The sequence below is a fragment of the Vibrio cionasavignyae genome, from assembly GCF_050337155.1.
Lineage (GTDB): Bacteria > Pseudomonadota > Gammaproteobacteria > Enterobacterales > Vibrionaceae > Vibrio > Vibrio nomapromontoriensis.
The window spans coordinates 162,724-178,401 of the sequence record NZ_JAKJSR010000018.1; the positions used below are offsets into that span (position 1 = coordinate 162,724).

Here is a 15,678-nt window from a genome sequence, read left to right on the forward strand (position 1 = left end):
CTTGTTGGTCTCAGAAACTGAGACCAAGATAAATAGTGTGAGAGAAGTTTGCGCTTTATTGAACTTGGTGTAGCACCAGCGGTGATGAAATAAGTGTCTTGATCGTTATTCGGCTTGGTTTTTTATTTGATTGAAGCGTTCTGAAATTTGTTTGAGCAGTGTGCCGTCAATGTTAGGAAGCCCATCTGAAAAGAGAATTTGTTTTCCGGGCGTAAATCGCATCAGAATATTAGTGAGTTCTCCTTCTTCACATGATGTGTTCATGGCATTTAATTCGATCAATTTAGCGTAGAAGTCTTGTTCAAGTTGGTCGATTTGAGAGGGCGTGAGGCGAATACGGCCAATACAAAAATTTGCAGGGATTGGGTGTGATAGGGATTCGTCTTGGAATCGTTGCCTAAATAACGCATCTAGCTTAGAGCCTTCTTCGGTAAGAAATCGGCTGCCAGAGCGGTAGATCACACCATCGCCAAAGTCTTCGATATACCCCAAGATTTCAGCGATACGCAGATAGAACCTTAGACTGATATCGTCGAGGTCATGTGTCCGTGCAATAGCGTCTGGGGAGAGGTTGCGTGCGGTGAGCATGTAAATAAAATCAAGTAAATAGGGGTGGTCCAAAAACAAATCACTTAAATCGCCGCAGATAATTTGTGCATTTTCATGTTGAATTTGATTGGCGATTTTAGACAGTTCAATTAAATCGGTGTTGAGATAGTTTACGTACATTAAAATTTTGTCTAACCCAAGGGTAGGACTGTGTAGGTGACGTTTAATCGTAGAGAGAGGAATCCCGGTTCTATCGGATAATGCGCTATAACCGAGACCCTCATCTTTTATTTTTTTCCGTATTGCAGCGAGTATAAATCGTGGTCCTACATGCATCTTTGATCCACTCCTTAGGTTAACGACTGACTAACGACTGTTCATACTTAGGTTTGCTATGCCTTAGGGGCATTATGTTTTAGGGTTTTGCCGTTCAAGTAGTAAGTTTCTAATGGCGGTACCCGCTTCGATAATGTGCTTTTTGAGTAGGTATTTAGCACCGTCTACATCTTTGTTTTGGCACATTTCAAACAGGGCGAGATGTTCGTCTTCCGCTTTCTTAATACCGGTAGTAAACAGCAGTTGTAGCCGAATATACCGATCACATTTGGTGTTAAGGTTGCTAATAATATCCATGGTTTCAGGCATGTTAGCTGGGCTGTATAGCGCTTTGTGAAATTCGTAGTTGTAGTTGCTCCACTCTTCTACCTCATCACCACTATTGACGATACTTTCAAATCGTTCGCGCACTTGTTGAGCTCGATTGAGATCCGCTTCTGTCATGTTTTGAATCGCGCGTTCTAGAATGTGGCACTCTATAACTGCCCTGAGCTCAAATAATTCATCAATTTTATCGGGAGAAAGCTCAGTTACTGTGGCCCCTTTATGGGCTTCAAAGCTCACTAACCCTTGCGCCTCTAGTTGTACTAGCGCTTCTCGTACCGGAATACGACTGACATTAAATTCTTGAGCCAATGCATCTTGTCGCAATGGTTGACCTGTTTTGAACTCACCTTTGAGGATCCGGGTACGAATGGCTTCTTCTACTAGTTGAGTACGGGTTTTAAATATGGGTTTTTGTGACATCCAAGTCTCCGGGAAATCGATATTTTATCCAATATACACTGAGTGTAGTGATTATTGCGACGGTTCTGGTCTTGATGGCGATTTTTTGAGACGTATGCGATAAGAAAGGCACCAATTGGTGCCTTTTTAGTCGGTGACTTATTTTGCCATCAACCTTTTACCATCCACGTTTTACCATCAACTAATCTCGGTACTGATAAAGGGTTTGATGAACTTAATGCTGGTGGCAGTAAGGCTTCAGGGAGTGATTGATAGGCGACAGGTCTAAGCCAGCGCTCAATAGCGCTTGCCCCGACGGATGTCGACGCCGCATGAGTGGACGCAGGGTAGGGGCCACCATGTATCATGGCATAACTGACTTCTACACCCGTTGGCCAGCCATTAAAGACGATTCGCCCGGCCATTTCTTCCAACCTAGCTAATAACCGCGTGACTTGCGGATAGTCTTTGCTATCGGCATGAATGGTGGCGGTGAGTGATCCAGCTAATTGCTCACTTAATGCTTGCATATCGTCGATATCACGGCAAAGGACAATCATGGATTGGGGACCAAAAATCTCCTCTTCCCACTGTGGGTTATTGCGCCATGCTTGGCTATCGGTCACAAATAGTGTACTGGCGACGCCTTCACTAATATTTTGATTTCGGCTATGCAATAAACCGGCATCTTTTGCTCGTAGCTGGATGTGTTGGCAATACGCATCACGAATGCTTGGGGTTAATAGCACATGACCATTTTGCTGGCTGATGAGGTGTTGAGCCGTCTCAATAAACGCACTGGAGTTAGCGTCATCAACCACAAATATAACACCTGGCTTAGTGCAAAACTGTCCACAGCCTAGCGTCATGGATTGGACGAATTGCTCGGCAAGGCTTTGATAGTCATTTAGGGCATTCGGGAAAATAAACGTTGGGTTGATAGCACCTAATTCCCCATAAAATGGAATGGGAATAGGGCGCTGCTGAGCTAAATCAAACAGAGCGCGTCCACCGCCGACTGACCCGGTAAACCCAACCGCCTGAACAAGTGGATGAGAAACCAGTGAGGTACCTAATTCGCGTTTGTTTCCTTGCAACAAGGTGAAAACAGCTTGCGGTAGTTCGCATTCGGATAGCGCTTGTTGAATACATTGTGCGACCAATTCACTGGTTCCCGGGTGGGCGCTGTGACCCTTGACAATTACTGGGCAACCAGCGGCAAGTGCAGAGGCGGTGTCGCCGCCAGCGGTAGAAAAGGCCAGTGGAAAGTTGGAGGCTCCAAATACGGCGACAGGACCTAAAGCAATATGCTGCTGACGAATATCGGGCTTTGCGAGCGGCTGTCTTTGTGGATCTGGCGTATCAACAATGGCTCGGTGCCAGTGACCTTGACGTAACACGCTGGCAAATAATCGTAATTGATTGGCGGTTCTGCCCATTTCACCATTTAAACGAGGAAGGGGCAGTGCGGTTTCCAAATGCGCGCGCGCCGCAATTTCATCGGTGCGTAGCAACAGTTTCTCTGCGATGATGTCAAGCAGTTGAGCACGTTGTTCACTGGAGGTGTATCGGTATTCTCGCGCAATCTTATGGGCGCTCATGCATGCTGCATCTACGTCATCTTTGCCTTGTATTGGAAATGAGCCGATGATTGGCTCCCCAGTAAAGGCGTTAATGGCTTGAAAAGTATCGGGCTTAACCATGATTGTGTTGTCCTTTGTTGATTATTTTACTTCAAATCCGTAGGCATAAGGGTCGTTGTCGTCGACCCAAATTGTGTTGTGGCCATACACTTGCGCCCATCCTTCGATACTCGGCAAGATCGCCGCTTTGCCATTGACGCTGGTCTCTGACTCAATACGACCATGGAATAAACTGCCAATGATACTCTCATGGATAAAGTCTTCTCCTTGGGCAAGTCGGCCTTTGGCATGCCATTGCGCCATGCGAGCGCTGGTGCCTGTTCCACAAGGTGAGCGGTCCAATGCTTTATCACCGTAGAAAACCGCATTTTTCGCAGTCGCTCCCGGTTGCGTTGGTGTGCCTGTCCACAGAACATGTGAGACGCCTTTGACGGTGGGGTCGTCGGGGTGCACGCACTGCACCGCATCAGAAACGGCTTGGCGTACTTTAGGGCTAAGGATCAGAATTTCATCGGGTGAGTAATGCTCTAGTCCCAAGTAATTTTCTTGGGGATCGACAATGACGTAGTAGTTTCCTCCATAGGAGACATCCACACTAATTTCACCCATTCCCTCCACATAGACTTTGACATCTCGATGGGCGAGGTAGGCGGGTACATTAAAGATTTTCACTGATGTCACTTTGTCGTCGTCCATCTGATAGTGGACGGTAATTTGCCCTGCAGGCACGTCGAGAATAAGTTGTCCCGGAACCTTAGGATGAATGAGTTTGTTCTCGATGGCGGCGGTGACAGTGCCAATCGTGCCATGTCCGCACATCGGTAAGCACCCGCTCGTTTCAATAAATAAGATCGAGGCGTCAGCATTACTGCTGCAAGGAGGCAGCACCACAGAACCTGACATAATCGAATGACCGCGTGGTTCAAACATTAATGCCTGACGAATCCAATCATAGTGCGTGAGAAAGTATTGACGTTTTTCACTCATGGTATTGCCTTCGAGCGGTGGTACCCCACCAGCAACCAATCGTACGGGATTGCCACAGGTATGAGCATCGATACAAAAAAAGGTGCCTTGTCTCATTTTCAGGTCCTCTGATAACAAAGTGGTTGAATTATGCGCAATCAATGTTAACTTAATGTTAAGTATATTTTATACAATTTATATTGTGAAGTGTGATGCGAAGCAAGATCATGAATAATTCAGGAGGATCGAAAATGCAGAAAGTTGCGGTGGTTGGAGGGGGAGTCATTGGTCTTACGATTGGGCTGCATCTTCAACAGCAAGGCCATCAAGTGACAATATTCGATAAACAAGGCCCTGCTGAGGGGTGCTCGAAAGGCAACGCCGGTCATATCGCCACAGAGCAAGTTTTCCCACTCGCGACCCCCAGTCTTTTGTTGCAAATACCGAGCATGCTCTTTTCTTCTCAGAGCCCATTATCCATTCGTTGGAGGGACGTTTTTGCAACGTTACCTTGGATGATTCGTTTTTTATTTAGCGCAAGAAAGAGAACCTATGAACGCTCTACCAAGGCGATAAGTAGCTTGAATCAGTCAGCCGTTGATAGTTGGTATCGGCTGCTTGAGTCTATCCACCAACAAGAGTTAATCAAAATGGATGGGTCGCTTTTAGTGTTTGAAAGCGATGCTTTGTTTCACGCTTATCAAGCGACCTTATCGTCACTTGAACATTGTGATGTGGAGTATGAGGTTTGGGATAAAAAGCAGCTACGAAAAAGGTTGCCAAAATTAGGGTTGCAAGTACGTCACGGGGTGTTTTTTCCTAATACCGGGCATACCCTAGAGCCTTATGAAATGTGCCTTACAATAGAAAAAGCGTACACTTCACTCGGTGGAGAATTCGTTCAGAAAGGGGTTGAAAAAATCACCTCAAACGCCGAAATTCAAAGTGCTGGTACCACCTTGGCTTTCGATAACGTCGTGATTGCTGCTGGTGTTCATTCTGGTCACTTCGTTGAGTCCTTGACCGGTATTAAAGTGCCTATTCAAGCAGAAAGAGGCTATCACGTCATGGTTGATGATCACCAGGATCGGTTGCCGATACCGGTAAGCAGTGCGGATCGAAAATTTATCATGACTCCGATGAAATATGGTTTGAGATTAGCAGGGACGGTGGAATATGCGGGAAGCAGTGCACCTTTCAATAACAAGCGAACTCGGCTACTGGCAGAGCAAGGCGACATCATGCTTCAAGACGGCATTGATAAAGCGATGTTGGGAGAAGAGTGGATGGGCTGTCGCCCAACAATCAGTGACTCATTGCCGGTTATTGACTCGGTCTGTGATGGCAATATTTTGCTGGCTTTTGGGCATCAACACTTAGGCTTGACCCATGCGGCCATTACTGCGGAGTTAATGGGGCAGATGATCGAAAAGCAACCTACTTCGTTAAATGTGGCGCCTTTCACACTACGCCGATTTAGTTAAAATTTTTTAATATTAAATATTGTATAAAATATACTTAACAATTATGTTAATAAATAGTTAATGAAATGGCGTCAAATAGTCGTACCAAGATGCCTTAATGGGAAAGACAAAAAAGGAAAGAAATATGTCTAGAGTGAACTTGGTGCCGATGACAATAATGCTGTCTGCAATCACTGCGGCGGCGTCGTTTAATGCATCAGCAGAAGATAAATTAACCGTTGTGTCTTGGGGGGGCGCTTTTACAAAGAGCCAAGTAGAGGCTTATCACAAGCCATTTATTGCCAGTACAGGAACGACCATTGTTTCAGAGGACTTTAGCGGTGGCTTGGCAGAAATTAAGGCACAAGTTGAGGCGAATAATGTCCGTTGGGATTTAGTTTCCCTTGATAAGCCAGACATCGTACGAGGTTGTGCAGAAGGTTTATTAGAACCGTTTGATCCGAGCATCTTGCCAAAAGGAAGCGATGGAACCCCTGCTGAGAAAGACTTTATTGATGGCGCGATTCATGAGTGTGCGATCAACACTATTGTCGTTTCCACCATCTTAGCGGTGAATGAGGAAGCTTTTGCAGGAAAGCCGGTTCCTAGCAAATTGGTTGATCTCTTTGATTTGCAGAATTTTCCTGGTCGTCGCGCACTACAAAAGCAACCGCAAGGAAACCTTGAATGGGCGCTGCTAGCCGATGGCGTTAAGCCAGAAGAGGTATACAGCCAGCTTGAAACGGAAGAAGGTCGAGCGCGAGCGTTTGCGAAGCTCGATACGATTAAACCTGAAGTTTTATGGTGGACGACGGGCGCACAACCCCCACAAATGCTAGCGGATAAAGAGGTGGTGATCGCCTCTGCATTTAATGGGCGTATTCACAATGCGGCAAAAGATGAAGGGCAGCCATTTAAGATTATTTGGGATCGACAAATCGGCTACATGAACGGTTGGGCGATTCCGAAAGGCAGTAAGAACCTTCAAAAGGCGATGGACTTTATCGTTTTCTCATCTGGCACAACGCCACTGGCAGAGCAAGCGAAATACGTCGCCTATGGACCCACAAGAAAGTCTTCATCAGCGGTAGTTAGTCCAGAAATTCTTGCCAGTTTACCCACCGCGCCAGGTAATTTCGACACGGCCTTTCTTATCAATGATGAGTGGTGGTCAGATTATGCCGATGAACTCAATGAAGAGTTTAATACCTGGTTGTTGAACTAGAACTAATCCTTACAAGCTGAGGTGTGGGTTAACTCCGATACCTCAGCAGGAACGACGGAGGACAGATGGACACTTTTGAGTCGGAACAGATAGAGCGCGCGCTAAGTATGAGTTCGCTGATCAGCGCCATGAGACATGTGTATGCACAGCCGGCAACGGTACCGCAGCGAAATGTGATGCACTTATCAAAAGAAAGTGATGATGCATTAGCGTTATTACCGGCTTGGAATGAGGAGCTGATTGCCGTGAAGGCATTCACGTATTTTCCAAGCAACATCTCAGATAGTAAAGACGTGTTGTCATCAAGATTGTTGGCTTTTCGCCGTCAGGACGGTACGCCATTGGCTTCTATGGATGCGAAAGTATTGACGTACTGGCGCACGGCAGCGGCGTCGGCATTAGCGGCCGATTATTTGGCGCGCTCGGACGCAGATACTCTTCTGATCTGTGGTAATGGTCATTTAGCGGCTTATTTTGCTTGGGCGTATGCCGCTATCAGACCGTTGAAGCGGGTGCTGATATGGGGTAGAGACCAACAAAAATCCGCGATGACAGCAGAAAAAATTGTTCATGGTGCGGAATATCAGGCGCTACCAAGAGAGCGGCAATACCAAGTGAGTATTGTCAGTGATGTTGAGCAAGGCTTGCAGTGTGCCGACATGGTGTCGTGTGTGACGGGCTCGCCAGAACCGCTTTTTAAGGGAGAAAAGGTAAGGGCGGGTACGCATGTGGACTTGGTGGGTAACCATCATCACGATAGGCGTGAGTGCGATACACAATTGGTGTTGCGATCTAAGGTGTATGTCGACAGTCGTATCAATGTTTTATCTGAAGCTGGCGAGTTACTCATCCCCATTGCAGAGGGCGAGTTTTCACCGGAACAGATCATCGCTGAGTTACCAGAGCTATGCAGCGGTAAAGTTTTGGGTCGCGGCAAGGTCTCTGGTTACAGGAAAGGGCTTAATAGCCAAGAGGAAATAACACTATATAAATCAGTTGGTAGTGCGCTTGCCGATTTAGCAGCAGCGCATGTGGTACTTGAAAACTCATCCCAACTTGAGGTTGGGGCATGATGGGCTTTTGGCTCGAACTTTAAATTGCATACAATATACAAATGGAAGGAATTGAATGAATATTGATTGGAAAGGGGTATACCCAGCAGTAAGTACTCAGTTTAGACGCGACCTTACGATTGACTTAGATGCCACGCAGACTGTGATTGATAATCAGATCAATGATGGGGTGAATGGCATCATATGCTTAGGAACGGTAGGTGAGAACTGCGCGCTGTATCCAGAAGAGAAACGTCAAGTATTGCAAGCGGCTAAAGAGGTGGTGGCGGGTCGAGTGCCATTAATCGCCGGAACGGCGGAGTCGATTACCTCGGCGGCCGTTGATTATATGCAAGATGCAAAAAAAATAGGCGTTGATGGTTGTATGGTGATGCCAGCGATGGTGTATCGAACGTCAGATTCAGAAACGTACGAGTACTACCGCACGTTAGCGGAAGCGACACCCGAAATGCCAATGATGATTTACAACAACCCAGTCTCTTATGGTGTGGATGTGAATCTTGAAATCATGGCAAAACTGGCGCAGTTCGACAATATTGTTGCGATAAAGGAGTCCACAACCGATACCCGTAGAATCACCGAATTGTTCAATGAGTTTGATTCCCGCTTTACGGTTTTCAGCGGTGTGGATGACATCGCATTAGAATCATTAATGCTGGGTGCGACGGGGTGGATTTCGGGACTGACGAATGCCTTTCCAGCTGAGTCGGTGGCCATCTATAAACTAGCCAGCCAAGGGCGCTATGCCGAAGCGCTGGAAATCTATCGTTGGTTCTTACCACTACTGAAACTCGACACCATTCCTACCCTAGTGCAATGCATCAAGCTCGCGGAGCAAGTTTGCGGTCGAGGATCAGAGCAAGTTCGTCCACCTCGTCAGCTGCTTCAAGGCGAGGAACGTCAAGCTGTGATTAGTCTTGTTGAAGCATCACTCGCTTCAAGACCTGATCTATCTAAGTACAAATTGTAAGCAACACTACCGGTGAGCACCCTTTGGGGTGCTCTGTTTTCAAATGGATGAAGGCAGAGAAATGAAAGCGAATAATACGGATTATGTGAGTTTTCAGCATGTGAAGAAAACCTATGACGGCAAAAACCTTGTTGTTAAAGACTTTAACTTAAATATCGCTCCCGGAGAGTTTGTCACCATGCTTGGACCTTCTGGTTCAGGAAAAACGACCTGCTTGATGATGTTGGCTGGGTTTGAGACCGCGACCAATGGCGAGATCTATATCGATGGCACGCCCGTTAATAATTTAGCCCCGCATAAACGAGACATCGGCATGGTGTTCCAAAACTATGCGTTGTTTCCGCATATGACGATCGCTGAGAACTTAGCCTTTCCACTCAAGGTTCGAAAGATGCCTGCTGAAGAAGTGAAGCAAAGGGTCTTGGATGTGTTGGAGATGGTGGAGTTATCACAAGTGGCGAATCGGTACCCGAAACAATTGTCGGGAGGTCAACAACAAAGGGTAGCGTTAGCCAGAGCCTTGGTCTTTGAACCTAAGTTAGTATTGATGGATGAGCCATTAGGGGCGCTAGATAAGAAGCTCAGAGAAACCATGCAGATGGAAATCAAGCATCTACATGAAAAGCTTGGTATTACGATTTTATATGTGACGCATGATCAAGATGAAGCGCTAACGATGTCGGATCGTATTGCGGTGTTTAACGATGGCGCGGTACAGCAATTGGCCCCACCAAGTGAGTTGTATGAATCACCGAGCAATACTTTTGTTGCGCAATTTATTGGTGAAAATAATCAGATAAAAGGGAAAGTGCAGTCAGTGGAGCAAACCCGCTGCCACGTGTGCGTTGGTCCTCACAAGTTGCAGGCAAAACCGGTGCTTGTTGGCGGTACGCAAAGCGACACTATGTTATCGGTGCGTCCTGAAAAAATCATATTGCGCCCATACGGAGCCGACATCCCTAACCGACTGGTTGGGCGGGTGGAAGAGATGATTTATCACGGTGATCACTTTCGGCTGATTATCGACGTGGCTGATTTGACGCGTTTAGTGGTCAAAGTGCCAAACAGTTCAGAGCACGGCTTAGGAGTCGAACTAGGTGAAGAAGTAGAGCTGGGTTGGCGAGCAGAAGATTGCCATGCGCTTGATTGTATTTCTTCGCCATCGGAATCCCCCAAGAAAGAGGAGATGATGGTATGAGTCGCGAACTGTCTTCCTTAGAATCTGTTACGACACTACACAAGCAACTGACAAGTGAAGAGCGAGATTTATCACAGCAATTAGCGAAAGCAGAGCGACGGAAACAAACTCGATCCCTTTTCCTTACCCTTCCTTTAGTTTGTTTTATTTTGTTGACGTTTGCTTTTCCGATTTTAGAAATGCTGCATCGAAGTGTTGATAACTCTTCCGTGGTTAATGCGCTTCCCCAAACTTCTGTCGCCATTGTGGAGTGGCAAGCGGGAGCGGATCCTAGCGACCATGTTAGCAACACCTTCGCTCAGGAGATTAAAGCGCTCTATTTAGCCAAGACGTTGCCTAAACTGGCCAATAGACTGAATATCGAAATGGCGGGAATGCGCAGTCTACTGATGAAAACCGGTCGCAAATTGAGCAAACTTGACGCGGGAGCCGTCTCTTATGCGCAGCTGGTTACCATTGATAAGCGTTGGTCAAAAGCAAAGTACTGGGGGGCGATCAAAAACCTCAATTCAGCTTATACCAGCCATTATTATCTTTCAGCTCTGGATCTTAAAGTGGATGAGTCTGGATCGATTGTCCAGCAAGTGGAGTCGAGACAAATCTATTTGGGTCTGTTTTATAAGACTATTTGGATGTCTTTGGTCATCACGGTGGTGTGTTTAATTTTGGCGTATCCGTTGGCGTACTTGTTGGCAAATTTACCGGATAAACGCGCTAACTTGTTATTGATTGTGGTCTTATTGCCGTTTTGGACCTCGCTCCTTGTGCGGACAACATCTTGGATTGTGTTGTTACAAAATCAGGGGGTGGTGAATGACCTATTAGTTTGGTTGGGTGTGATTGATGAACGCTTGTCATTGATTCACAACACGTTTGGTACTGTGGTTGCCATGGTGCATATTTTACTGCCGTTTATGATATTGCCGCTATATAGCGTTATGAAGGGAATTAGTCCTACGTATTTTAGAGCCGCGCGCTCATTAGGCGCCACGCCACGCATCGCGTTTACTCAAGTCTATATGCCGTTAACATTACCCGGCGTAGGGGCCGGATGTTTGCTGACCTTTATTTTGTCGATTGGTTTTTACATTACTCCTGCGCTGGTAGGCGGTCGCAGCGGGCAAATGATTTCCAATATGATCGCGTATCACATGCAAACGTCATTGAATTGGGGGATGGCTGGTGCGCTTGGTGGGTTGTTATTAGTACTCGTTTTAGGACTGTTTTACTTATTCAACCGTGTGGTTGGTATCAACAATCTTCGAGTGGGAGGTTAACGTTATGGCTCTACCTATCTACGCATCTCGGATAGAACGATCAGGCTATTGGGCGTACTTGATGTTTTGCAGCATGGTTTTATTGTTCTTAATTGCGCCCATCATGATTATTGTGCCGTTATCGTTTAATGCGACGCCGTATTTTACCTTTACAGAAGGCATGCTTAATCTTGATCCCGCCGCTTATTCGCTACGTTGGTATCAGGAGATGTTTACTAATCAGCAATGGTTACAAGCATTGAAAAACAGTACGTTTATCGCTTCGATGGCAGCGTTGTTGGCGACGCTGTTAGGGACATTAGCGGCATTAGGGTTATCGAATGCCAAGCTGCCGTTTCGTAATGTGATTTTGGCGCTGTTGATTTCTCCAATGATTGTGCCTGTGATTATTTCTGCTGCGGCAATGTACTTCTTCTATACCCGTTTTGGTCTTGCTCAAACCATGCCTGGGATTATTCTGGCCCATGCTGCTCTCGGCACGCCTTTTGTTGTCATTACCGTGAGTGCGACACTGAGTGGTTTTGATCATACTCTTACGAAAGCAGCGGCCAGTTTAGGCGCGAATCCGGTTTATGCCTTTAGGAAGGTGACCTTTCCTCTGATTCGTCCCGGTATGATATCGGGTGGCTTGTTTGCGTTTGGCACGTCATTTGATGAGGTGGTCGTGGCGTTGTTTTTGACTGGCGCAGAGCAGCGTACTGTACCAAGGCAAATGTGGTCGGGTATTCGAGAGCAAATCAGCCCAACGATATTGGCAGTCGCATCGCTATTAATTTTGATGTCAGTGCTCTTGCTCATTACGCTTGAATATCTGCGCCGTCGCAATATGCGGTTAAGGGGCATTAGAGAATAATTTGGGCGGAGGTGGAGGCTTTTCGTCCGGGAGGGTTTCCAACGTCTATTGATGGATATACCAATTTGCCCAAACGCTCTCTCCTGTGAGCGTTTTTTTTATGGCTAAGCCCTAGCTATCACGCTGTTTTAGTCATTGCGTCATGCTAGGGCTTATTGCTTTGTGATAGCGCTTACTGCTTTGTATTAGCGCTTACTGCTCTGTGCTAGCACTCATCGATAGTAATAGGCTTAATATCCCATTAACTGTAAGAGATTTTCAGCGGTGCTGATGGCCTCTTTACGGTTAGCAATATTAAGTTTTTGGTAAAGGTTACGAATGTGCGTTTTTATTGTGGTACCCGCGACATCAAGCTCTTGTGCAATTTGCTCATTGCTAAACCCTGAGTAAATGAGTCCCAGAACCTGCCATTCACGCTGGGTTAGCGGGCTAGTACGTACTAACTCAGGAATATTAGGGTGATTGACTAACTTCTCGACGAATTCTTCATTAAAGTGCACTGAGCGACTGCGTTGTGTGGTGTTGATATTTTTCATCAACAACTGTGCGCGATGGCGCTCTAGATCGCCTAGCTCGGAACGAGAAGCGAGCTTTTCAAGTAGGTGACCAATCGTGCCACCATCAATAAGAAAGTTGCCAATCATTCCGGTCTGGTTGGTTAGTACTAGCGCTTCTTTTAGACGCACTTTTGCTGTGTCATTATCACCGAGCTGGACCCAAAGAATCGCTTCTACAATCAGGTTTCGATTGGTGTCGGTAACCAATTGATAGGTGTCTGCTTCTTTGGATAAAAACGCGAGTGTTTCCTTTGCTGCATCAAATTGTCCGAGGCAAATTTGAGCGCGGGCAATGTTGCGCCATTGAAGTTGTAAAAAGTGATTACACGCGTTATCCGGCCTGATAGCGGTTTCAAGCCATTGCTCAATCGCTTCTAAGTCACCTCTCGCCTGCCAATAGAGCAGTAGGGATAACGAAGCGTTGGCTGTCCAGTCAACGTGGTAAGTCGACTCTTTCATTAGGTGCTGAATTTGTTCGATGGTCTTCGAAGCTTTATCTAACTCGCCGCGTCCAATGGCGATACGCGCAATCATTGAGTAGCTATGTAAGTGTTTGCTTGGTTCGTGTTTACCAAGGATGTCTAGCCCTTTGTATGCGCACTCTTCGGCTTCATCAAGACGGTTCCAACACCATAGGATTTGTGCTCTGACTCGTAGTAAGAACTCGTGCATTGGGACTTGGTGCAGTTGCTGCTCTTCGATCAATCGAAAGGCGCTTTCTTGCACTTCATACGCCGCTTGCACGTAACCTTGGGCAATTAGTATTTCACTTTGTTGTAGTTGCGCCCATAGCGCTTGGTGATAGACATGATATTGACGAGCAAGTTTTTCCGTTTGCTGCATCATAGGCAGCGCTCGACTGAGTTGTCCCGTTACATGGTTGACTTCACCGACGACAGACGTGGCGACAATTCGGCTGCGATAAACAGAATGGTCAAGCTCGCCAAGGGCTAATTCAGCCAGTTCTAGTGCTGTTTGCGGGGAATTTTGGTTAATGGCGACCTGCGCGCGAAGTGCGTTGAATTCGCCCTCTTCTTTTTGAGAACGCTCAATATTCCTAGCGGCCATTTCTTTATCCGATTTGGCAATAAGCTCACCCACTTCATTGTAGCGGTGTTGGCTTTGTGCGAGCCACGCCTGCAGCATACATAATCGAGGATGGCTATAGAGTTGGTCATCGGTAAGTACTTGAATCGCTTCTTCTAGGGTCGCAAGTTCGCCTTGGTTAAACATTTTCCAACCGAACTCATTGAGAATTGTCACGACGAGCTCACTATTGGCCGCCAATCTCGCGTGTCTAAGTGCTTGGTGAGGAACGCTTTGATCAAGCCAAGCTTGAGCCGCGGCAAGGTGAAGATCCAGTTCTTGTTGAGGAATGCGGGCTTTACGTTCATGCGAAAGAAATTCAGCAAATAGATTATGGAATCTAAACCAGTTGTTTTCACCTTCAAGGGGGTAGATAAACAAGCCGAATCGGTTGAGAGATTCAATCATGCTCAAGGCGTCGTTGCGTTTGGTTAACGCCGTAACAAGGTTGTCGTTAAAGTGATCCAATACCGAGCACTGCATGAGGAAGTTTCGGGTGTCTTTATCCAACAAATCAAAGACTTCTTCAATCAAATAGTCCCAAAGATGCGCGTGGTTAAATTGCGATATAGTTTCCACAGATTGCGCTAATGTGCGTTTTTGGTGCTGAGCTTGCAGCGCAAACAATTGCAACGCAGATGGCCAGCCTTCGACATAGGTTCTGAGGGAATTCGCGGTTTCATCATCAATATCGTCGGCGAGACGAAGATTAAAGAACCGCGTGGTTTCTTCGGTGTCAAACGCGAGTAATTCATTACCAATTTCGATCATAAGATCACGTACACGCAAGTTGGCAGTACCCAATGGTGGGTTGCCGCGGCTGGTGACCACAAGCGTAATATTATCTGGCATATGTTTGAGGAAAAAGCGCATCGCTTCATGAATATCTTCATCATGGATGAGGTGATAATCATCAAGAACAACATAGCATTCATGGTGGTAACAAGTAAGTTCGGAAAACACCTCCCCAAGCAGGGAATGCAGAGAGGAAAACTGTCGACGTTCTGCTAGTTTTTGGGAATTTGGGCAACTATTACTGGTGGCTTTGTTAATGGCTTGAAGTAGGTAATTGACGAAGCGGAATGAGTCATTGTCACTTTCATCAATACTATACCAGCCAACATGTGGTTTGTCTGATAACCACTGAGCTGCCATGGTGGTTTTACCGTAGCCAGCAGGAGAGCGGAAAAGTACAAGCTTGTAAAAAGGGGCCTGCGAAAGCAGATCCAAAACTCGTGGGCGAACGATCGCGTTATGTAAGCGTCCAGGGCGAGTTAATTTTGAAGGAATCCACATAGATATTTCCTGTCATTTTTATAGTTAGAGTATGTGCTAACCGTTAGCGTCTTTCATGAAGAGGTTTGGTGATAAATTAACCGATTTAACGATGCCATTCCGATGGTAGGCGAGGTCTAGCTCTACAATGTTTGATCAATGGCTAGATTTTGTTCATAAAACGATTTTTACACCAACTACGCCGCATTTTTGTGATTTGAGTCACGTATGATTGGTTGTTTACGGTCTGCATTTCGCGTCATGTATACAAAAAATTGGCCTGATTAGGTGAAAATTTGAATGCAATTGTGATCTCAGACTCAAATATTGAATTTGATATGCATCTAATTCACGGTAACGACTTAGTTAGCGATTACAGTGAAAGTGACGTTGGCGTGATCGGTATCACCGGATAAAAGCTAAAGCTCGAGCGCAATGAGATATTGATCACTTAATGAGGGGGAGTACGCCCTCTACGCCC

12 protein-coding genes are annotated in these 15,678 nt (G+C 46.2%); 7 read left to right on the forward strand and 5 right to left on the reverse strand.

The features are described from left to right. Positions 1-105 precede the first annotated feature (105 nt). The 4 genes from L4D74_RS14980 to L4D74_RS14995 form a co-directional block, all read right to left on the reverse strand. Complete coding sequence (locus tag L4D74_RS14980) at positions 106-885, reverse strand: transcriptional regulator (protein ID WP_428752954.1); 780 nt, start codon at positions 883-885, stop codon at positions 106-108. A 72-nt stretch (positions 886-957) separates the two neighbouring features. Further along, complete coding sequence (locus L4D74_RS14985) at positions 958-1,632, reverse strand: GntR family transcriptional regulator (RefSeq protein ID WP_265676486.1); 675 nt, start codon at positions 1,630-1,632, stop codon at positions 958-960. A gap of 149 nt (positions 1,633-1,781) precedes the next feature. Then, entirely contained in the window at positions 1,782-3,314 is a 1,533-nt protein-coding gene (locus L4D74_RS14990; protein WP_428752956.1) for an aldehyde dehydrogenase (NADP(+)), read from the reverse strand. Positions 3,315-3,335: 21 nt separating this feature from the next. Continuing rightward, positions 3,336-4,337: a 4-hydroxyproline epimerase gene (locus L4D74_RS14995; RefSeq protein ID WP_265676482.1), complete on the reverse strand. Its 1,002-nt coding sequence runs from the start codon at positions 4,335-4,337 to the stop codon at positions 3,336-3,338. Between the two features lie 134 nt (positions 4,338-4,471). On the opposite strand from L4D74_RS14995, the gene L4D74_RS15000 reads away from it, so the two are divergent. From L4D74_RS15000 to L4D74_RS15030, 7 genes are all read left to right on the forward strand, one after another. Beyond that, positions 4,472-5,704, forward strand: a complete 1,233-nt coding sequence (locus L4D74_RS15000; protein ID WP_428752958.1) for an NAD(P)/FAD-dependent oxidoreductase — start codon at positions 4,472-4,474, stop codon at positions 5,702-5,704. Between the two features lie 148 nt (positions 5,705-5,852). Then, positions 5,853-6,908 (forward strand): ABC transporter substrate-binding protein, encoded by a 1,056-nt coding sequence (locus L4D74_RS15005; RefSeq protein WP_428752993.1) that lies wholly within the window; start codon positions 5,853-5,855, stop codon positions 6,906-6,908. A 65-nt stretch (positions 6,909-6,973) separates the two neighbouring features. Then, positions 6,974-7,981 carry a bifunctional Delta(1)-pyrroline-2-carboxylate/Delta(1)-piperideine-2-carboxylate reductase gene (gene lhpI, locus L4D74_RS15010; protein WP_428752959.1) on the forward strand — a complete coding sequence of 336 codons (1,008 nt, stop codon included), beginning with the start codon at positions 6,974-6,976 and terminating at the stop codon, positions 7,979-7,981. A gap of 55 nt (positions 7,982-8,036) precedes the next feature. After that, complete coding sequence (locus L4D74_RS15015; protein ID WP_428752960.1) at positions 8,037-8,951, forward strand: dihydrodipicolinate synthase family protein; 915 nt, start codon at positions 8,037-8,039, stop codon at positions 8,949-8,951. Positions 8,952-9,012: 61 nt separating this feature from the next. Beyond that, positions 9,013-10,149 (forward strand): ABC transporter ATP-binding protein, encoded by a 1,137-nt coding sequence (locus L4D74_RS15020; RefSeq protein WP_428752962.1) that lies wholly within the window; start codon positions 9,013-9,015, stop codon positions 10,147-10,149. Continuing rightward, a complete protein-coding gene (locus L4D74_RS15025) occupies positions 10,146-11,426 on the forward strand; it encodes an ABC transporter permease (RefSeq protein WP_428752963.1) in 1,281 nt (426 codons plus the stop codon). Before L4D74_RS15020 ends, L4D74_RS15025 begins: the two co-directional genes overlap by 4 nt. Before the next feature lie 4 nt (positions 11,427-11,430). Then, the gene (locus L4D74_RS15030; protein WP_428752965.1) at positions 11,431-12,279 is read left to right on the forward strand and encodes an ABC transporter permease; all 849 of its coding nucleotides are present in this window, start codon (positions 11,431-11,433) and stop codon (positions 12,277-12,279) included. A gap of 230 nt (positions 12,280-12,509) precedes the next feature. Here L4D74_RS15030 and malT read toward each other — a convergent pair whose 3' ends face one another. Continuing rightward, the gene (gene malT / locus L4D74_RS15035; RefSeq protein ID WP_428752967.1) at positions 12,510-15,218 is read right to left on the reverse strand and encodes an HTH-type transcriptional regulator MalT; all 2,709 of its coding nucleotides are present in this window, start codon (positions 15,216-15,218) and stop codon (positions 12,510-12,512) included. Positions 15,219-15,678 lie beyond the last annotated feature (460 nt).

Excerpts from the sequence above, each read along its gene's own strand:
- L4D74_RS15000 (WP_428752958.1), top strand. The coding sequence starts at position 4,472 with ATGCAGAAAGTTGCGGTGGTTGGAGGGGGAGTCATTGGTCTTACGATT.
- lhpI (WP_428752959.1), top strand. The coding sequence starts at position 6,974 with ATGGACACTTTTGAGTCGGAACAGATAGAGCGCGCGCTAAGTATGAGT.
- L4D74_RS15030 (WP_428752965.1), top strand. The coding sequence starts at position 11,431 with ATGGCTCTACCTATCTACGCATCTCGGATAGAACGATCAGGCTATTGG.
- L4D74_RS14990 (WP_428752956.1), bottom strand. The coding sequence starts at position 3,314 with ATGGTTAAGCCCGATACTTTTCAAGCCATTAACGCCTTTACTGGGGAG.
- L4D74_RS15025 (WP_428752963.1), top strand. The coding sequence starts at position 10,146 with ATGAGTCGCGAACTGTCTTCCTTAGAATCTGTTACGACACTACACAAG.
- L4D74_RS14985 (WP_265676486.1), bottom strand. The coding sequence starts at position 1,632 with ATGTCACAAAAACCCATATTTAAAACCCGTACTCAACTAGTAGAAGAA.
- L4D74_RS14995 (WP_265676482.1), bottom strand. The coding sequence starts at position 4,337 with ATGAGACAAGGCACCTTTTTTTGTATCGATGCTCATACCTGTGGCAAT.
- malT (WP_428752967.1), bottom strand. The coding sequence starts at position 15,218 with ATGTGGATTCCTTCAAAATTAACTCGCCCTGGACGCTTACATAACGCG.
- L4D74_RS15020 (WP_428752962.1), top strand. The coding sequence starts at position 9,013 with ATGAAAGCGAATAATACGGATTATGTGAGTTTTCAGCATGTGAAGAAA.
- L4D74_RS15015 (WP_428752960.1), top strand. The coding sequence starts at position 8,037 with ATGAATATTGATTGGAAAGGGGTATACCCAGCAGTAAGTACTCAGTTT.
- L4D74_RS15005 (WP_428752993.1), top strand. The coding sequence starts at position 5,853 with ATGACAATAATGCTGTCTGCAATCACTGCGGCGGCGTCGTTTAATGCA.
- L4D74_RS14980 (WP_428752954.1), bottom strand. The coding sequence starts at position 885 with ATGCATGTAGGACCACGATTTATACTCGCTGCAATACGGAAAAAAATA.